This window comes from Arthrobacter sp. SPG23 (assembly GCF_000876655.1).
GTDB lineage: Bacteria > Actinomycetota > Actinomycetes > Actinomycetales > Micrococcaceae > Arthrobacter.
In genome coordinates this window covers 229,768-245,420 of record NZ_JYCN01000022.1, presented here as the reverse complement: position 1 = coordinate 245,420, position 15,653 = coordinate 229,768, and the positions used below count along the sequence as shown (strand labels likewise).

Here is a 15,653-nt window from a genome sequence, read left to right as displayed (position 1 = left end):
CGCCGGCGGAGCGGTCAAGCGACGAGGACCGGGAGCCGGGCATCACCGGACGCATTGTCTGTGGGGAGATACTGCATGAACCAGACCCTGACGGGGGCGGCGAGGATCGCCGGCCTCGAAGTCTATGTGCCGCCGGGCCGGCTGGGCACCGGGCAGATGGAGCAGCAGCTCGCTGCCGCCAGCCCCGGTTTCCGTGTGCCGAGGGGCCTGATCGGCCGGCTGACGGGAATCCGGACGCGGTCGGTGATGGCCGGGACCGAGCAGGCCTCGGACCTTGCGGCTGTAGCCGCCGCGAAACTGCTGGCGGACCGCGGACTCCAGCCCGCCGACGTCGACCTCCTACTGTTTGCTTCGGCGAGCCAGGACATGGTGGAGCCGGCCACCGGCCACATGGTGGCCGCGAAACTGGGTATGGCCTGCCCGGTGATGGACATCAAGAACGCCTGCAACAGCATTCTTAACGGCCTGGAGGTGGCCGACGCCCTGATCGGGGCCGGCCGCTACCGGCGCGTGCTCCTGGTCAGCGGGGAGTCGCCTTCCCGCGCCGTACGGTGGTCCGTTCCGGACCAGGAAACCTTCGCGGCGTCCTTTCCGGGGTACACCATGAGCGACGCCGGATGTGCCTTGCTGCTGGAACCGGCAGACCCCCGCGATGACGCAGGGTCCCGGGTGCTGGGAATGGGCTTTACCGCCAAGAGCAGCCACTGGGCCGTGGGAACACTGGCCGCCGGCGGGTCCGTAGCCCCGCGGGATCCCGAGGCGACGTATTTCAGCATGGACGGCGAAAAACTCAAGGACGCGTTCCTGGACCTGGGGAGGGGCATCCTGGATGAGACCCTGCAGCGGCTTGGCCTGGCGTGGGCGGACTTCGCCGTCGTCTGCGTCCACCAGGTCAGTGCCCCGTACCGGGACATCTTTGCGCGCGGAGCCGGAGTGCCGGAGGACAAGCTCGTGAGGACAGTCGAGGACTACGGCAATATGGCCTCGGTAAGCCTGCCGCTGCAGCTTAAGGTGGCGCAGGACTTGGGCCGGTGCGGGCCCGGCGACCTGGTGGCGCTGGTGGGGCTTGCCGGCGGCGTCAGCCTGGGCATCGCCGTGGTGCGGCTGTGACGCGGCCGCCCTCTGGCACCGAACCGCCGGTGCCCGGCACCGAACCGCCGGTGCCCGGTACCGAACCGCCGGTGCGGGCGCTGTGTGTCGCGATGCCGGCACTCAACGAGGAGAAGCTGATCCGCCAATCGCTGCAGGCCCTGGCTGGGCAGCTGCACCAAGACTTCACGCTCGTGGTGGTGGACAACGGGTCCACGGATGCCACCACGGCAATCGTGGCGGATTACGCCCGGATGCACCCCGCAATGGACATCCGGCTGGTGCACGAGGCCCACAAGGGGACCGGCGCCGCTGCCGATACCGGCATGCGCTTCGGCGCGCTGAACGGTGCCCGCTGGTTGGCCCGCACTGACGCGGACTGCCTCCCGGCCGCGGACTGGACCCGGCGCATCATGGAAGCGTTCGACGACGGCCTGGAAATGATCGCCGGGCAGCTAAATCCGCGGCTGGATGAAGGCCTGGGCCGGGGCAGCCGCTGGCTGATGCTGCTGGCCGTGGAGGTTGCGTCGTTCTTTGGCCGCATCCGCCCCGGCAACAGGGGGGAGGGCTACCTGGGGCCCTACCAGATGCTGCCCGGCTGCAACATGGCCATCACCGCGGAGCTGTACCTGCGGGCAGGCGGTTTTCCCCGGACCAGCATCGAGGAGCTGCATGAGGACCGTGCGCTCTCCAACCAGGTCCGCAAGCTGACGCGGTCGTACGCCCTCCGGCGCAACGTGGTGGTGTTCGGATCCTCCCGCAGGGTCAAGGCCTGGGGCCTGCCCAACACGCTCGCCTGGTACGCCGACCACCGGTTCCGCCCCGACCACGTGGACATCCGGTGAGCGCAACCACGGCCAAGGCGGCAGCCAGGGGAGACCTGGCCGCGTGGGAGCGGCGGCTGCACACCGCAGCCCATCCTGTGGCCTATCCGCTGATCCGCGGACTGGGGAAGCTACGGCCCGTTGTGCGGGTGCCCGGCCTGGGGGTGCTGGTCAGTGAGGCCTCGCTGGTCCGGGAAGTCCTGATGGATGCCGGTTATTCAAAGTCCGGCGCCAGGGCTTCCGGTGCACTGTGGACTCCCGTGGTGGGTCCGCGTGCCCTGCTGAACATGCACGGGGAGGAGCACTTGGACTTGCGGCGCCGCCTCAACGGCCTGTTCAGTCCGCGCGCCGTTCAGGCGATCGTGGCCCCGGCGGGCGATCGGCTGCGCGAACGCCTGGCCGCGGGGCTGGACAACGGCGGCTCGGTGGAGTTCGTCGGACTCGTGAAAGAGCTGTCAGGGGGAGTGGTTAGCAGGCTGCTGGGCGTCCCGGACGATGCGCCCGGACGCCTGCCGGACACCGAACTCTTCAACCTGGGCACCTCCATCACTTCCCTGGTGAGGTTGGGGCGGCCACGCCTGACGCTGCCGCAGATCTCAGAGGCGAAGGCCGCCGTCGAAATCCTGGCCGGACCCGTCCGCAACGCGTACCGCGGCGACGACCCGTCCACCTTTCCGGGCCGCCTGAGGGTCCTGGGACTCAGCGAGGACGAAGCGGTGGGGATTGTCAGCGCCTTTGTGATTGCCGGAACCGAAACCCTGGTGTCCTATGTTCCGCGGCTCGCCGCGATGCTGTTCGACGGCGGCATGTTGCCCGCGCTGGCAGCTGACCGCAGTGGCCTACCGGACGCCGTCAACGAGGGCCTGCGGTACACCGCGCCGTCGCCGATGATGCTGCGCGAGGCGACAACGGCCGGCCGGCTCGGCGGCGTGCGGATCGGGCCGGGGGACCGCATCCTGTTGTCCACCGTGCACGCGGTCAAGAGCCTGGGCGGCTTTGACCCGGGGACGCCCATCCCGGCCGCGGCCCGGCAGTTGTGGTTTGGGGCGGGCGCCCACTTCTGCATCGGCATGCCGCTGGCGATGGCCGAAATCAACTGCGCCCTCGCTTTGCTGCTGGACGAGCACAGCCGGGACCCGTGGCGCATCCGCTCCCGCGCCGTCAGCCGGAACGTGCTCATCCCGCACTACAAGTCACTGGAGCTGACCCGTGCCGACTGACCTGCCCGCTGACCTGCCCGCCAAGCTCCCGGACGACCTCATTGCCGCCGTGTACGAGACTGCCGCGAAATACCCGGACCATCCGGCCATCACGGCACCCGGCAGACGTGGTGGCAGGCGCGGCGCCAAGCCGGGAAAAACCATCAGCTACCGGGACCTCGCTGCCGGGATTGAATCCACTGCTGCGGGCCTGCGGCGTGAGGGCTTCGGTCCAGGGGAGCGGCTGTTGTTTTCGGTGCGGCCGGGGCCGGCGGCATTCACGCTCGCACTGGCTGCCGTCCGGGCAGGCGGGGCCATCGTGTTCATCGATCCCGGGGTGGGCCCCGCATTGTTCCGGAACAGGAGGGCGTTGGCATCCCCGCGGTGGGCGGCCTCCGAGTCGCTGCTTTATGCGCTCAGCGCGCGCGGCCCGCTGCGGCCGCTTGCGCGGCGGCGCGGCCTGCTCCTTCCGGACTATGGCGCCATGAAGGTCCGGCACTTCCACTCCGGTCCGTGGCTTCCGGGGGTCCCGCTGAAGTCCACCAACATCCGTGCCCTGTTCCGCAGCGCTACTCCCGGTGGCATCGAGGACGACGGCGGCCACGACGGCGGCGCCGAGGACGACGGCGGCCGGCCGGACGGGTTGCCGGCCGTCGAGGCAGCACCGGACCAGGAGGCGGTCATCATCTTCACCTCCGGCACCACCGGGCATCCCAAAGGCGTGGTGCACAGCCGCGGGACCCTGGCAGCCGGCTTTGGCCAGTTGAGCGCACGCTGCACATTCGCCGCCGGCGATCGCATCCACTCGGAGCAGCTGATGATGGGCCTGCCCGCCCTGATCGCCGGCGCACACTGGACCATGCCGGCGTACGGCTTGTCCGCTGCAATCGATCCGCTGCGGTTCGCGGCCGAGCTGGGGTCCTCGCCCCGGCAGCAGGCGGCAACCCACGTGTTCCTTGTACCCTCGCAGCTGGCGCCGATCCTTGACGCCGTGGAATCAGGACAGCTGCTGTGGCCGCGCACCCTGACCACGGTGATGCTGGGCGCCGCCCCCGTGCTGGCCCCGTTCCTGGAGCGTGCTGCCCGGCTCCTGCCCGGAGTGCGCTTCCACTGCATCTACGGGATGACCGAAGTGCTGCCCATCGCGATCGCGGACGGGCAGGAGAAGCTGGACTTCGCTTCCGGACGCACCGCGGAATTCCGGACCCCGGACGGCTCCGGCGAGGGCGATTACCTCGGCGGACCGCTGCCGGGCGTCCGCATCCGGGTGGCGGACGACCACGAGCTGATGGTCTCCGGGCCGAACATGTGCCTGGGCTACCTTGGCGAGGACGCCATGGACGAGCACGCCACAGGAGACCTCGCGAGGGTGGACAACGGCCGGCTGGTCCTGCTGGGGCGCAAGAAGGACATGATCATCCGCGGCAAGACCAACATTTACCCCGGCCTGTTCGAGCCCGTCATCGCCGGCATCGACGGCGTGGCCCAGGCCGTGATGGTCGGCGTTCCGGACGGGATCGGCGACGAAGCGGTGTGGCTCGCCGTCGAACCGCAGCACGGACGTAACCATGAGGCGCTCCAGCAGGCGCTGCGCCGGCAGCTGCCGAAACTCATCGACGAATCGGCGCGCCCGGACCGGATCGAAATCCTGCCCCGGCTGCCGGTTTCCGGCCGGCACCGCAAACCCGACCGCATTGCCCTGAGGGCTCTTTTCGAAGACCTGCGGTCACAAGACCGGCAGCCGGAAGGGACGCCATGAGGATCGCCGTGACCGGGGCCAGCGGTTTCGTCGGCGGAGCTGTTGCTGCGGCTGCGGAGGAGCGCGGCTGGGAAGTGATCCGGTACGGCCGGCGCCAGCTCCCGGGCCAGCGGGTGTGGGACCTCGGCGCCGGGGAACTGTCATCGCCGCCGGTGATCGACGCCGTCGTGCATGCCGGCGCGCACGTGGCGGACTGGGGTCCGGCGCAGCTGTTCCACCGAGTCAACGTGCACGGGACTGAGGCCGTTGCGGCGACCTTCCCGCAAGCGCGGCTGGTCCACATTTCAAGCTCCAGCGTCTACCCGTGGTGGCAGCCGTGCGTGGGCCGGCCGGAGGACCCGGTCGCGGGACGGTACCTGAACGCCTACTCCGGGTCGAAAGCCATGGCGGAGGCCGCGGCTGCGCGGCACGGCAATGCGCTGATCCTCCGGCCGCACGGGGTGTACGGCCCGGGGGACCGGACGCTTCTGCCCCGTCTCATCAGCAATGTGAACCATAACCGGCTGCTGAGCGTCGGGGGACCGGATGTACGGCACCAGCTGACGTCCGTAGGCAACCTGGCCCGGGCGGCGCTCGCCGCCTGCACCTCGGAGGCGACCGGCCCCGTCAACGTTGCCGACCACCGGCCGGTGGCACTCGGCCAGGTCCTTCGGGAGGTACTGGACAACACCGGCCGTTCCGACGTCGAACTCGGCTTCATCCCGATGCGTGCGGCAATGACGCTGGCGGCGTCCCTCGAAGCGATGGCAGGCGTGACACGCAAGCCGCCGAGGCTCACGCGCTACGCCGTGAGCCAGCTTGGCTTCGAGCGCACCTACTCCACGCGACGCCTGCGGGAGGAGCTTGGCGTTGTCCCTGTCCCGAGCAGCTTCGCGGGTGCGGGAGAATGGATCAGAGACCTGGGATGAACGCATCCCGCCCGCGAGACGAAGTACTGAGGTATACATGGCATTCGGACAGCCCCGGATCGAATACAAGACCAACGCCCAAATGCGGATCATGCACGAGGCCGGCCTGGTCCTGAGCCGAGCCCTGGACGCGGCGGCGGCGGCGGCCGTTCCCGGTGCCACCACGGCGCAGCTGGACGCGGTATTCGCTGCGGTCCTGGACGAGGCAGGCGCCAAGTCCAACTTCCGCGGCTACCACGGGTTCCCGGCCACCATCTGCACCTCCGTCAACGAGGAAGTGGTCCACGGGATCCCGGGTAGCCGTGTGCTGAAGGACGGCGACATCATCTCGATCGACGGCGGCGCGATCGTGGACGGCTGGCACTCCGACTCCGCCCGCACCGTGATCGTGGGGACGCCCGATCCCGAGGACGTCCGGTTGTCCGAAGTCACCGAGGAAGCCATGTGGCGCGGCATCGCGGCCCTGGCCACCGGAAAGTTCGTGGGGGACATCGGCTGCGCCGTGGACGACTACGTCTCCTCCGTCCCGGGCAAGCCGCTGGGCATCCTGGAAGACTACGTGGGCCACGGCATCGGCTCCGAAATGCACATGGCGCCGGACGTGCTGAACTACCGGACCAGCCACCGCGGACCCAAGATCCGCCCCGGACTGTGCCTGGCCATTGAACCCATGCTGGTCCGCGGCAGCATCGAGACCGCCGTTCTCGCGGACGACTGGACCGTGGTCACCACGGACGGCAAGCGCTCGTGCCAGTGGGAGCACTCGGTGGCCGTCCACGAAAAGGGCATCTGGGTTCTCTCGGCGCCCGACGGCGGTGCGGCGCGGCTTGCGCCGCTGGGCGTGGTCCCGGTCCCGATCCCGTAGGCTCGCGAATAACGCTGGCGACACAGAAAATCCCTGGCGACACCGGAATTCCGGTGTCCCCAGGGATTTTGTGCGTCGCGGGACCGAAGGGGCGTCCGGAACGCCAGCGTCAGCTCTTGAGCTTGGGCTTGACGTCCTTCGTGTAGATGCCCTCCAGCGTGGACTTCAGTGCGGTCATGGTGGCCTTGACGTCGCCCTGCTGGGTGAGGATCTTCGCCGCGGCCTTGGCCATTTCCTGGTCTGCGCCCGGCAGGAACACGCGGGCGTTGTCCTGGACCCGGGTGACCGAGAGCTGGTCCATGGCTGTCTTGATCTGCGGCGTCTTGGCCAGCACCGAAGTCATGTCGGCCGAAACACGGGTAGGCATGTAGCCCGTTGCCGCAGAGAATTCCGCGGTGCTTTCCGGCTCGGTCATGAACTTCAGGAACGTGCCTGCGGCCAGCTGCACCTCCTTGCTCACGCCGCTGGGGATGCCCAGGCCGGCGCCGCCCGTGGGGCACACGCCGCTTTCCACCTTGGGGCCGCCCGGCAGGAAGCCCACGCCCACGTTGAACTTGGCGGACTTCAGCACACCCAGCAGTGAGCCGGTGGACGAGATGGTGGAGGAGGTGATCCCGGCCGCGAAGTCGTCAGCCGCTTCCTTCGAGGAAACACCGGCCCAGCCGTCCTTGTAGATGGAGTCCTGGGCCCACTGGAGTGCCTCGACGGATTCGGCCGAGTCGCAGTTGATGGTCCACTCATTGGACCAGCTGCCGCCCCAGCCCCAGAGGTTGTTCTGCAGGGTCCAGCCCGCGTAGCCCGCCAGCGCCGGGTAGATGTAGGCGTACTGCGCGCCCGAGCTGGCCTTCAGCTTCGGTGCCCACTCGGCGAACTCCTGCCAGGTTTTCGGTGCCCGGTCCGGGAGCCCGGCCGCCTTGAAGTGGTCCTTGTTGTAGTAGAACAGCGGCGTGGACCGGCCGTAGGGGAGGGCCCACTGCTTGTCGTCGTACCGGTAGTCCGCCACAAGGGACTTCTGGAAGTCGTCCACCTTGATGTCCAGCTGCTTGACGAGGCCGTCCAACGGGATGATGTTGCCGTTGGAGAAGTAACGGAACCACCAGACGTCGGAGAGCACCACAACGCCCGGCAGGGCTTCCTTGGCCGCCTGCGAGGTCTGGAACTTCTGGGCGATTTCCTCGTAGTTGGCGCCCGCAGTCACCAGGTTCACCTTGATGTCGGGGAACTTGGCGTGGAACTTCGCGATGATGGATTTTTCCACGTCCTGGGATTTGCCCGGGTGGTTGGTCCAGAAGTCGATGGACGCGGCCGGCTTGACGCCGCTGAAGTCGATCTCGGCGGCTTCGCTGGCAGGGGTGTTGCCGCCGGTGGACGGGCCGCCGCACGCTGCCAGTGCAGCGGCGCCGGCTCCTGCGCCGGCAAGCCCCAGGAAATGCCTGCGGTCAAGATTCATGCCCATTGTGGATCCTCTCAAAGGTGGTTTGCTCATGCTGACTCGTTGTACGGATTGGATGACGGGTGGTGCTGGGAAAGCACTGGCGCGCCGGACAAGGCGGCCCCTAGCCGGTGACGCTGCCTTGGGTGAGGCCGGCCACGATGTAGCGCTGGAGTGCCGCGAACACCACCAGGATGGGGACGATCACCAGCACGGCGCCGGCCATGAGGATGCCCCAGCCGGACCCGTTGCCTTCGGAGTTCTGCAGCAGCGTCAGGCCCACCGGAAGGGTCATGGTTTCCGGGCGGTCCGTGATGATGAGCGGCCAGATGTAGTCGTTCCACTCGCTGACCACGGTGACCAGGGCAACGGTGGCGATCGAGGGGACGGACACCGGGACCACGATCCGCCAGAGCCTGCGCCAGTGGCCCGCGCCGTCGATCTCTGCGGATTCGAGGATGGAGGCCGGCAGCGTCATGAAGTGCTGCCGCAGCAGGAAGGTGCCGAAGGCGGTTCCCAGGCCGGGCAGGATGATGCCCCAGAGGGTGTTCTTTCCGCCCAGCCCTGCGATCAGGATGTAGTTGGGCAGGATGGACACCTGCGGCGGAACCATCAAGGCGACGAGGATCAGCACGAAGATGGCGTTCTTGAACGGGAAGCGAACGAACACCAGGGCGTAGGCGGTGAGGATGGCCAGCAGCACTTTGACCGTTGCGCCCACCAGCGTGACGATGGTGCTGTTCAGGAAGAACTGCGCGAACGGCACCGTGGTCATGGCGATGTTGTAGTTCTCCAGGGTCAGGCTCTCCGGGACGATCTTCAGGTCCATGGTGATGATCTCGCCGGGCTGCTTGAAGGAGCTCAGGATCATCCAGAGCAGCGGAAGGAACACCACCAGGGTGGCCAGGATCAGCGGGATGTAGCCGCCGGCAATGGTCTGGACAATGTTGGCGCGGGACAGTGGCCGGTGCGTGCTCATGAGTAATGCACCTTCCGTTCGACGAACCGCAGCTGCAGCACGGTGATGATGAGCAGGATGGCAAAGAGCACTACCGAGATGGACGCCGAGTAGCCGGCCCGGTTGAAGGCACCGAATGCCTGGAGGTAGGCCTCGTAGATCAGCGTGCTGGTGCCGTTGCCCAGGGGAGTCATGATCCTGATCAGGTCAAACGCCTGCAGCGAGCTGAGCATGGTGGTGATGAGCAGGAAGAACGTGGTGGGGGAGAGCAGCGGCACGGACATGCTCAGGAAGCGCCGGAACCCGTTGGCGCCGTCCAGTGAGGCGGCCTCCATGACGTCCTGCGGGAGCGACTGCAGCCCCGCGAGGTACACCACCGCGCAGTAGCCCAGGTTTTTCCATACGTAGACGATGATCACCATGACCAGCGAGAGCTGGGGATCGTTGATCCATTGCGGGCTTTGCTGGCCCAGGCCGCGGAGGACCCAGGCCAGGACGCCGTAGCCGGGATCGAAGATGAACAACCAGACCAGGCCCACTCCGACGCCGCTGAGCACGTAGGGGGCGAAAACCGCGGACCGGGCAAAGGTGGTGCCCCGGACTTTGGAGTTCAGCGCGAGTGCGATCAGCAGGCCCAGCACCATGGAGCCGCCAACGGTGACCAGCGTGAAGATGGCCGTGGTGCCAAGCACCTTGGCGGCATCGGAACTGGTGAAGAACGTGACGTAGTTGTCCAGCCCCACCACGGTGGCGGACGCCGATCCCAGCGTCCAATCCAGGGTGGAGTAGTAGATGTTGTTGATGAGCGGGAGGTACGTGAAGACCCCGATCAGCACCAGGTTGGGCAGTGCGAGGGCCAGAAATACGAAGAAATCCCGGCGGGTCCTTCCGGACCATTTGGGCCGGCGCCGAAGGGCCGGTCCGGCTTCCGCGACGGCGGACGGCCTGTCGGTCAGTTGTCTTGTCATTCGGTCTCTAACGGTTCCGGGCCCGCGGATGGCAGGCCGATGGATGTGGGGGGTAGCTTCACTTCACCACATGGTTGGTGGGCAGAATCCCGCACAAGCCCTCGTCAGAGGATTGTTAGTCAAGGCTTCCTTGCCCGTTAACGCTGTGTTGCTTGCAGTATTACATGACGTTTGTTTTCACGGCAGGACTTGGTTCCGCGGGTCGCTAAGTTCGTGGGAGCGGACACTCGGTTTGGCGAGGGCGCACAATGGAGCCATGGGAGCGATTACCGATGTCATCGGAATCCGGGTGGGACACCTGGCGAAGTCCGACGGCGGCTGGCTCACCGGGGTGACCGTGGTGCTGCCGCCGCCGGGAACCGTGGGTTCCGTTGATGTCCGCGGCGGCGGCCCGGCCACCTTCGAAACGGATGCCCTGGACCCGGCAACGCTCTCGCAGCGGGTGGACGCCGTGGTGCTCACCGGCGGCAGCGCCTATGGACTCGTCGCAGCGCGCGGGGCCCAGCGCTGGTGCGAGGACAACGGCCGGGGACTCGCCGTGCCCGGCGGAATCGTGCCGATCGTCCCGGCTGCCGCCATCTTTGACCTCGGCCGCGGCGGCGACTTTTCCGCCCGCCCCGATGAGGAGATGGGTTACGCGGCAACTGCCGCCGCTGCCGCCCAGGAGGAAGGGCGCGACGTCGAACGCGGCAACGTGGGGGCCGGCACCGGAGCCGTCCTCGGCAGGGGGACGTATAAAGGGGGAGTGGGCACGGCCTCCATCACCTTGGACAACGGCGTGGTTGTAGGGGCACTAGCGATCGTCAACGCAGTGGGACTGCCGGTCGGTGTTCGGTCGGTAGTTGAGCCCGTCGAAACCCGGGATGCCCAGCAGCCGCCCCTCAACACCACCCTCGTGGTCGTCGCCACCAACGCCGTCCTGAACAAGGTGGAGTGCAAACGGACCGCCTCTGCCTGCCATGCCGGGCTGGCCCGGGCGCTAAACCCGTCCCACACTTTGGCGGACGGTGACACCGTGTTCGCGCTGGCAACCGGCGCCGTCGAACTTCACAGCCGCACCGACGTCCCCCGGCAGTTCAGCCTCATTGCGCTGCAGAGCGCGGCCGCCGACGTCGTGACGGAAGCCATCCTGGACGGCGTTTCGCGGGCTGAAGGCGTCTCAACCCCGGCGGGGGTATTTGCTGCATATGGGCCGGTGGTGCGCTACCATGGTCCGATTTAACATTCCTGCCGAGATGGCGTAGTGTTGTCTGTTGGTTGTCTGCCCTGTTTGTGCCCTTTTGCGGTCGTAAGGCAGAAGCCAATCAATCAAAAACGTTCGCAGTCATGTCCGGTGCCAACCGGGAGGCTGTGACAACAACAGTTAGCGGAGGGTATGGCCAAGAAGGACGGGGTCATTGAGATCGAGGGCGTTGTGACTGAGGCGCTGCCTAATGCGATGTTTCGCGTTGAGCTCACCAACAAGCACATCGTTCTGGCGCACATCTCTGGAAAAATGCGCCAGCACTACATCAGGATTCTCCCTGAGGACCGGGTAGTGGTGGAGCTGAGCCCGTACGACCTCACACGTGGTCGTATCGTCTACCGCTACAAGTAAACGCTGGGCGGCCGGAGCTTTAGCCGAAGGCCGGTCCAGTAGACCAACTGCAACACGCAAAGGAACGCCATGAAGGTCAAGCCGAGCGTCAAGCAGATCTGCGAAAAGTGCAAAGTGATCCGCCGTAATGGCCGGGTCATGGTGATCTGCGAGAACCCGCGCCACAAGCAGCGCCAGGGCTAATTTCCTTCACGGGAAACCCTGGGTTGCTAACCCACGCAAGTAAATAAAGGCAGCACAAGCTGAACTGGGACATTAGCTCGACAGAGCCCGGACAGCTAACCCCCGGTCGGAGGCTGGGGCCGCACTGAAAGTGCGGGTGTACTGCCTACGACCTCCGGTTTATACAAGGAGTACCGCCACTATGGCTCGTCTCGCTGGCGTAGACATTCCCCGCGAAAAGCGGTTGGAAATTGCGCTTACTTACATCTACGGCGTGGGCAAGACCCGTGCACACGAAACCCTGGCTGCTACCGGCATCAGCGCTGACGTTCGGGTCAAGGACCTGACTGACGCACAGCTGGTTGAGCTGCGTGACTACATTGAAGGCAACTACAAGGTTGAGGGTGACCTTCGCCGCGAAGTGGCCGCTGATATCCGCCGCAAGGTTGAAATCGGCAGCTACGAAGGCCTGCGTCACCGCAAGGGCCTGCCCGTACGCGGTCAGCGTACGAAGACCAACGCTCGTACCCGCAAGGGCCCGAAGCGTACCGTCGCCGGCAAGAAGAAGGCCGGACGCTAAACACAGCGTTCTGCTTTCCCCCATAACTTTCTGTAGGAGAAATAATGCCCCCGAAGACTCGTGGCGCGGTTCGCAAGCCGCGTAAGAAGGACAAGAAGAATATCGCGCTGGGCCAGGCGCACATCAAGAGCACCTTTAACAACACCATCGTTTCCATCACGGATCCGAACGGTGCTGTCATCTCCTGGGCTTCTGCCGGTGAGGTTGGCTTCAAGGGCTCACGTAAGTCCACCCCGTTCGCTGCCCAGATGGCTGCCGAAGCTGCTGCAAAGCGCGCCCAGGAGCACGGCCTGAAGAAGGTTGACGTGTTCGTCAAGGGACCGGGTTCGGGCCGCGAAACCGCAATCCGCTCGCTGCAGGCCGCCGGCCTGGAGGTTGGCTCCATCCAGGACGTCACCCCCGCCGCGCACAACGGCTGCCGCCCGCCGAAGCGCCGCCGCGTCTAAGACGTTTCCAGCAGCTGCAGCTTGCCCGGACCTTCACGGGTCCGGGCAGGCCCAGCCGCGTTAAGTCTTCAGACCGAATTTCCACCACCTGTGTTGCGTCATATAGCGGATGCTCGCCGAAAGGAAACCTAAGTGCTCATTGCACAGCGCCCCACCCTCTCTGAAGAGGTCGTCTCCGAAAACCGCTCCCGTTTCATCATTGAACCGCTGGAGCCGGGCTTTGGATACACTCTCGGAAACTCCCTCCGCCGTACCCTGCTCTCCTCCATCCCGGGCGCTGCTGTAACCAGCATCCGGATCGATGGCGTGCTGCACGAGTTCACCACGGTTCCGGGTGTCAAGGAAGATGTCACCGAGATCATCCTGAACATCAAGAACCTGTCGGTTTCCTCCGAGCACGACGAGCCGGTTGTTGCTTACCTGCGCAAGCAGGGCCCGGGAGTCGTCACCGCCGCGGACATCGCTCCGCCGGCCGGCGTCGAATTCCACAACCCGGATCTGCACATTGCCACGCTGAACTCGAAGGGCAAGTTCGAACTCGAACTGACCATCGAGCGCGGCCGCGGCTACGTTTCGGCAGCTCAGAACAAGTCCGGCGATTCCGAGATCGGCCGTATCCCGGTCGACTCGATCTACTCGCCGGTGCTGAAGGTTACTTTCCGCGTGGAAGCCACCCGTGTTGAGCAGCGCACTGACTTCGACAAGCTGATTGTCGACGTCGAGACCAAGCAGGCCATCGCCCCGCGCGATGCCGTTGCTTCCGCAGGCACCACCCTGGTGGAACTGTTCGGTCTGGCCCGCGAGCTGAACACCGCAGCTGAAGGTATCGAGATTGGCCCGTCGCCGACTGACGCTGCCCTGGCAGCTGACATGGCCCTGCCGATCGAGGATCTGGACCTCACCGTCCGTTCCTACAACTGCCTCAAGCGTGAGGGCATCCACACCGTGGGTGAACTCGTTGCCCGCTCCGAGGCCGACCTGATGGACATCCGTAACTTCGGTGCGAAGTCCATCGACGAGGTCAAGGCCAAGCTGGTTGAACTGGGTCTGTCCCTCAAGGACTCGCCTCCCGGTTTCGACCTGGCAGCACGCGCCGCAGCCATCGAAGAGGACGACGCCGCGTTCAGCGACGACGAGCTCTAACAAGCAGATCTTGGCCGGCTGGCTGGATGCACCACGTTGTGCGCAGCCCACCGGCTTCCATATGAGGAGAAACAATTATGCCTACCCCCACTAAGGGTCCGCGCCTCGGAGGCGGCCCGGCTCACGAGCGTCTTATGCTCGCGAACCTGGCAGCAGCACTGTTCGAGCACAAGCGGATCACCACCACGGTGACCAAGGCCAAGCGCCTGAAGCCGTACGCAGAGCGTCTGGTGACCTTCGCCAAGCGCGGCGACCTCGCTTCCCGCCGTCGTGTACTCGGCCTGATCAGCAACAAGGGCGTCGTCCACGAGCTGTTCACCGACATTGCACAGGCAGTGGAGAACCGCGATGGCGGCTACACCCGCATCACCAAGATCGGCAACCGCAAGGGCGACAACGCTCCCATGGCTGTCATCGAACTGGTCCTCGAGCCGGTTTCCGCCAAGCAGGCCGTCGTAGCCGAGGCTACGTCCGCTGCCAAGCGCGACGCCGACAAGAAGGAAGCCGCTGCTGCTCCTGTTGCAGAAGAAGCTCCCGCCGAGGCTGAGGTCGCTGAGACCGAAGCTGCTCCGGAAGCCGAAGCTGCCGAGGCCCCCAAGGCCGAGGCTGCTGAAACCGAAGAGGCCCCGGCCGCTGAGGAAGCTGCTGAAAAGTCTGCTGCTGAGGAAAAGGACGCGAAGTAATTCGCTAAATCCTTGGCTTAGACTTAAGTCTATGAACCACCAGAAACCCGCTGCCCCCGTTTTGGGGGGCGGCGGGTTTTTGCGTATCCGTTTGGATTTGGCGTACGACGGCGGACCCTTCAGCGGGTGGGCAGTTCAGCCCGGCATGCTGACGGTCCAGGGCGTCCTGGAGAGCGCTCTTGCACTCCTGATCCGCCGCAAAGTGCGCGTGACTGTCGCGGGCCGCACCGACGCCGGCGTGCACGCCCGCGGACAGGTGGTCCACCTGGACCTCACCGAAGAGGAGTGGCAGGGACTGAACCGCGGCGCTGAACTGGATCCCGCCGTCGCGCTACTGCGGCGCCTCCGCGGGGCGCTGAGCAGGGGGCTGGGCGACCTCACCGGCGCGATCGAAGTGCACAGCGTCACCGTGGCTCCGGAGGGTTTCGACGCGCGGTTCTCGGCACTGTGGCGCCGGTACAGCTACCGCATCGCGGACGGTCCGGCGCTGTGGGATCCGTTGGGCAGGTATTCCACGCTGTGGCACAAGGAGCAGCTCGATGTGTCGCTGTTGAACGAGGGCGCGTCCAAGCTGCTGGGGCTGCAGAACTTCCGTTCCTACTGCAAACCCCGGGAAGGCTCCACCACCATCCGGGAGCTGCAAAGGTTTGAGTTCGCTCGGGGGAGCGACGGGGTCATAGTCGCCACCGTGCAGGCTGACGCGTTCTGCCACAACATGGTGCGGGCGCTGGTGGGCTCTGCCCTTTATGTCGGTTCCGGGGCGGAGAAACCCGGGTGGTTATACGAGCGGCTGCTCCAGCAGAAGCGCGACGCGAAATCGGTGCTGTCCGCTCCGCATCCGTTGGTGCTCGAGGAAGTTGCGTACCCCTCGGACAGCGAATTGCTGGCCCGGGCTGAACTGACCAGGGCGCTCCGTAAATAGCTACCAATGGGCTGCGCATAAAGCGCCCGGCCCATTCCTGGCAGACAAAGTTAACGGGAAAGTCACGCCAATTGACATTTAGGAATTTACCCCGCAAAAACAGCCCACTAAAAGCGAG

17 protein-coding genes are annotated in these 15,653 nt (G+C 66.0%); 14 read left to right on the top strand and 3 right to left on the bottom strand.

The window, feature by feature from the left end:
* Nucleotides 1-75: 75 nt before the first annotated feature.
* Genes TV39_RS15300 through map form a run of 6 tightly spaced genes read left to right on the top strand, consistent with a single transcriptional unit; the run spans nt 76 to nt 6,644 of the window.
* Nucleotides 76-1,110 carry a 3-oxoacyl-ACP synthase III family protein gene (locus TV39_RS15300; protein WP_043483005.1) on the top strand — a complete coding sequence of 345 codons (1,035 nt, stop codon included), beginning with the start codon at nt 76-78 and terminating at the stop codon, nt 1,108-1,110.
* A complete protein-coding gene (locus TV39_RS15295; protein ID WP_235347410.1) occupies nt 1,107-1,934 on the top strand; it encodes a glycosyltransferase in 828 nt (275 codons plus the stop codon). Before TV39_RS15300 ends, TV39_RS15295 begins: the two co-directional genes overlap by 4 nt.
* Entirely contained in the window at nt 1,931-3,133 is a 1,203-nt protein-coding gene (locus TV39_RS15290; protein ID WP_235347409.1) for a cytochrome P450, read from the top strand. Before TV39_RS15295 ends, TV39_RS15290 begins: the two co-directional genes overlap by 4 nt.
* Nucleotides 3,123-4,871, top strand: coding sequence for a class I adenylate-forming enzyme family protein (locus TV39_RS15285; RefSeq protein WP_052500591.1), 1,749 nt, complete (start codon nt 3,123-3,125; stop codon nt 4,869-4,871). Before TV39_RS15290 ends, TV39_RS15285 begins: the two co-directional genes overlap by 11 nt.
* A complete protein-coding gene (locus tag TV39_RS15280) occupies nt 4,868-5,779 on the top strand; it encodes an NAD-dependent epimerase/dehydratase family protein (protein WP_043483004.1) in 912 nt (303 codons plus the stop codon). Before TV39_RS15285 ends, TV39_RS15280 begins: the two co-directional genes overlap by 4 nt.
* Before the next feature lie 37 nt (nt 5,780-5,816).
* Nucleotides 5,817-6,644, top strand: a complete 828-nt coding sequence (gene map / locus TV39_RS15275; protein WP_043483003.1) for a type I methionyl aminopeptidase — start codon at nt 5,817-5,819, stop codon at nt 6,642-6,644.
* 109 nt (nt 6,645-6,753) lie between these two features.
* On the opposite strand, the gene TV39_RS15270 is transcribed toward map, so the two are convergent.
* From TV39_RS15270 to TV39_RS15260, 3 genes are all read right to left on the bottom strand, one after another.
* Nucleotides 6,754-8,100: an ABC transporter substrate-binding protein gene (locus tag TV39_RS15270; RefSeq protein ID WP_043483001.1), complete on the bottom strand. Its 1,347-nt coding sequence runs from the start codon at nt 8,098-8,100 to the stop codon at nt 6,754-6,756.
* Nucleotides 8,101-8,200: 100 nt separating this feature from the next.
* Nucleotides 8,201-9,055 carry a carbohydrate ABC transporter permease gene (locus TV39_RS15265; protein ID WP_043482999.1) on the bottom strand — a complete coding sequence of 285 codons (855 nt, stop codon included), beginning with the start codon at nt 9,053-9,055 and terminating at the stop codon, nt 8,201-8,203.
* Nucleotides 9,052-10,002 (bottom strand): carbohydrate ABC transporter permease, encoded by a 951-nt coding sequence (locus TV39_RS15260; RefSeq protein ID WP_200891031.1) that lies wholly within the window; start codon nt 10,000-10,002, stop codon nt 9,052-9,054. Before TV39_RS15260 ends, TV39_RS15265 begins: the two co-directional genes overlap by 4 nt.
* A gap of 256 nt (nt 10,003-10,258) precedes the next feature.
* Here TV39_RS15260 and TV39_RS15255 point away from each other — a divergent pair, with 256 nt between their 5' ends.
* From TV39_RS15255 to truA, 8 genes are all read left to right on the top strand, one after another.
* Nucleotides 10,259-11,224, top strand: a complete 966-nt coding sequence (locus tag TV39_RS15255) for a P1 family peptidase (protein ID WP_043482994.1) — start codon at nt 10,259-10,261, stop codon at nt 11,222-11,224.
* Between the two features lie 153 nt (nt 11,225-11,377).
* Nucleotides 11,378-11,599: a translation initiation factor IF-1 gene (gene infA / locus TV39_RS15250; protein WP_009358723.1), complete on the top strand. Its 222-nt coding sequence runs from the start codon at nt 11,378-11,380 to the stop codon at nt 11,597-11,599.
* A 69-nt stretch (nt 11,600-11,668) separates the two neighbouring features.
* Nucleotides 11,669-11,782: a 50S ribosomal protein L36 gene (gene rpmJ / locus TV39_RS15245; protein ID WP_009358722.1), complete on the top strand. Its 114-nt coding sequence runs from the start codon at nt 11,669-11,671 to the stop codon at nt 11,780-11,782.
* Nucleotides 11,783-11,963: 181 nt separating this feature from the next.
* Entirely contained in the window at nt 11,964-12,341 is a 378-nt protein-coding gene (gene rpsM, locus TV39_RS15240) for a 30S ribosomal protein S13 (protein ID WP_011692780.1), read from the top strand.
* A gap of 44 nt (nt 12,342-12,385) precedes the next feature.
* A complete protein-coding gene (rpsK, locus tag TV39_RS15235) occupies nt 12,386-12,787 on the top strand; it encodes a 30S ribosomal protein S11 (RefSeq protein ID WP_011692779.1) in 402 nt (133 codons plus the stop codon).
* 132 nt (nt 12,788-12,919) lie between these two features.
* Nucleotides 12,920-13,930 carry a DNA-directed RNA polymerase subunit alpha gene (locus TV39_RS15230; RefSeq protein ID WP_011692778.1) on the top strand — a complete coding sequence of 337 codons (1,011 nt, stop codon included), beginning with the start codon at nt 12,920-12,922 and terminating at the stop codon, nt 13,928-13,930.
* A 77-nt stretch (nt 13,931-14,007) separates the two neighbouring features.
* Nucleotides 14,008-14,613: a 50S ribosomal protein L17 gene (gene rplQ, locus TV39_RS15225; protein ID WP_043482991.1), complete on the top strand. Its 606-nt coding sequence runs from the start codon at nt 14,008-14,010 to the stop codon at nt 14,611-14,613.
* 31 nt (nt 14,614-14,644) lie between these two features.
* Nucleotides 14,645-15,535, top strand: a complete 891-nt coding sequence (gene truA / locus TV39_RS15220) for a tRNA pseudouridine(38-40) synthase TruA (RefSeq protein WP_200891030.1) — start codon at nt 14,645-14,647, stop codon at nt 15,533-15,535.
* The last annotated feature ends 118 nt before the right edge of the window (nt 15,536-15,653 follow it).

Bases quoted from the DNA above. Each gene is read 5' to 3' on its own strand.
- TV39_RS15300 (WP_043483005.1), top strand. From the start codon at position 76: ATGAACCAGACCCTGACGGGGGCGGCGAGGATCGCCGGCCTCGAAGTC.
- TV39_RS15280 (WP_043483004.1), top strand. From the start codon at position 4,868: ATGAGGATCGCCGTGACCGGGGCCAGCGGTTTCGTCGGCGGAGCTGTT.
- map (WP_043483003.1), top strand. From the start codon at position 5,817: ATGGCATTCGGACAGCCCCGGATCGAATACAAGACCAACGCCCAAATG.
- TV39_RS15270 (WP_043483001.1), bottom strand. From the start codon at position 8,100: ATGGGCATGAATCTTGACCGCAGGCATTTCCTGGGGCTTGCCGGCGCA.
- TV39_RS15265 (WP_043482999.1), bottom strand. From the start codon at position 9,055: ATGAGCACGCACCGGCCACTGTCCCGCGCCAACATTGTCCAGACCATT.
- TV39_RS15260 (WP_200891031.1), bottom strand. From the start codon at position 10,002: ATGACAAGACAACTGACCGACAGGCCGTCCGCCGTCGCGGAAGCCGGA.
- TV39_RS15255 (WP_043482994.1), top strand. From the start codon at position 10,259: ATGGGAGCGATTACCGATGTCATCGGAATCCGGGTGGGACACCTGGCG.
- infA (WP_009358723.1), top strand. From the start codon at position 11,378: ATGGCCAAGAAGGACGGGGTCATTGAGATCGAGGGCGTTGTGACTGAG.
- rpmJ (WP_009358722.1), top strand. From the start codon at position 11,669: ATGAAGGTCAAGCCGAGCGTCAAGCAGATCTGCGAAAAGTGCAAAGTG.
- rpsM (WP_011692780.1), top strand. From the start codon at position 11,964: ATGGCTCGTCTCGCTGGCGTAGACATTCCCCGCGAAAAGCGGTTGGAA.
- rpsK (WP_011692779.1), top strand. From the start codon at position 12,386: ATGCCCCCGAAGACTCGTGGCGCGGTTCGCAAGCCGCGTAAGAAGGAC.
- rplQ (WP_043482991.1), top strand. From the start codon at position 14,008: ATGCCTACCCCCACTAAGGGTCCGCGCCTCGGAGGCGGCCCGGCTCAC.
- truA (WP_200891030.1), top strand. From the start codon at position 14,645: ATGAACCACCAGAAACCCGCTGCCCCCGTTTTGGGGGGCGGCGGGTTT.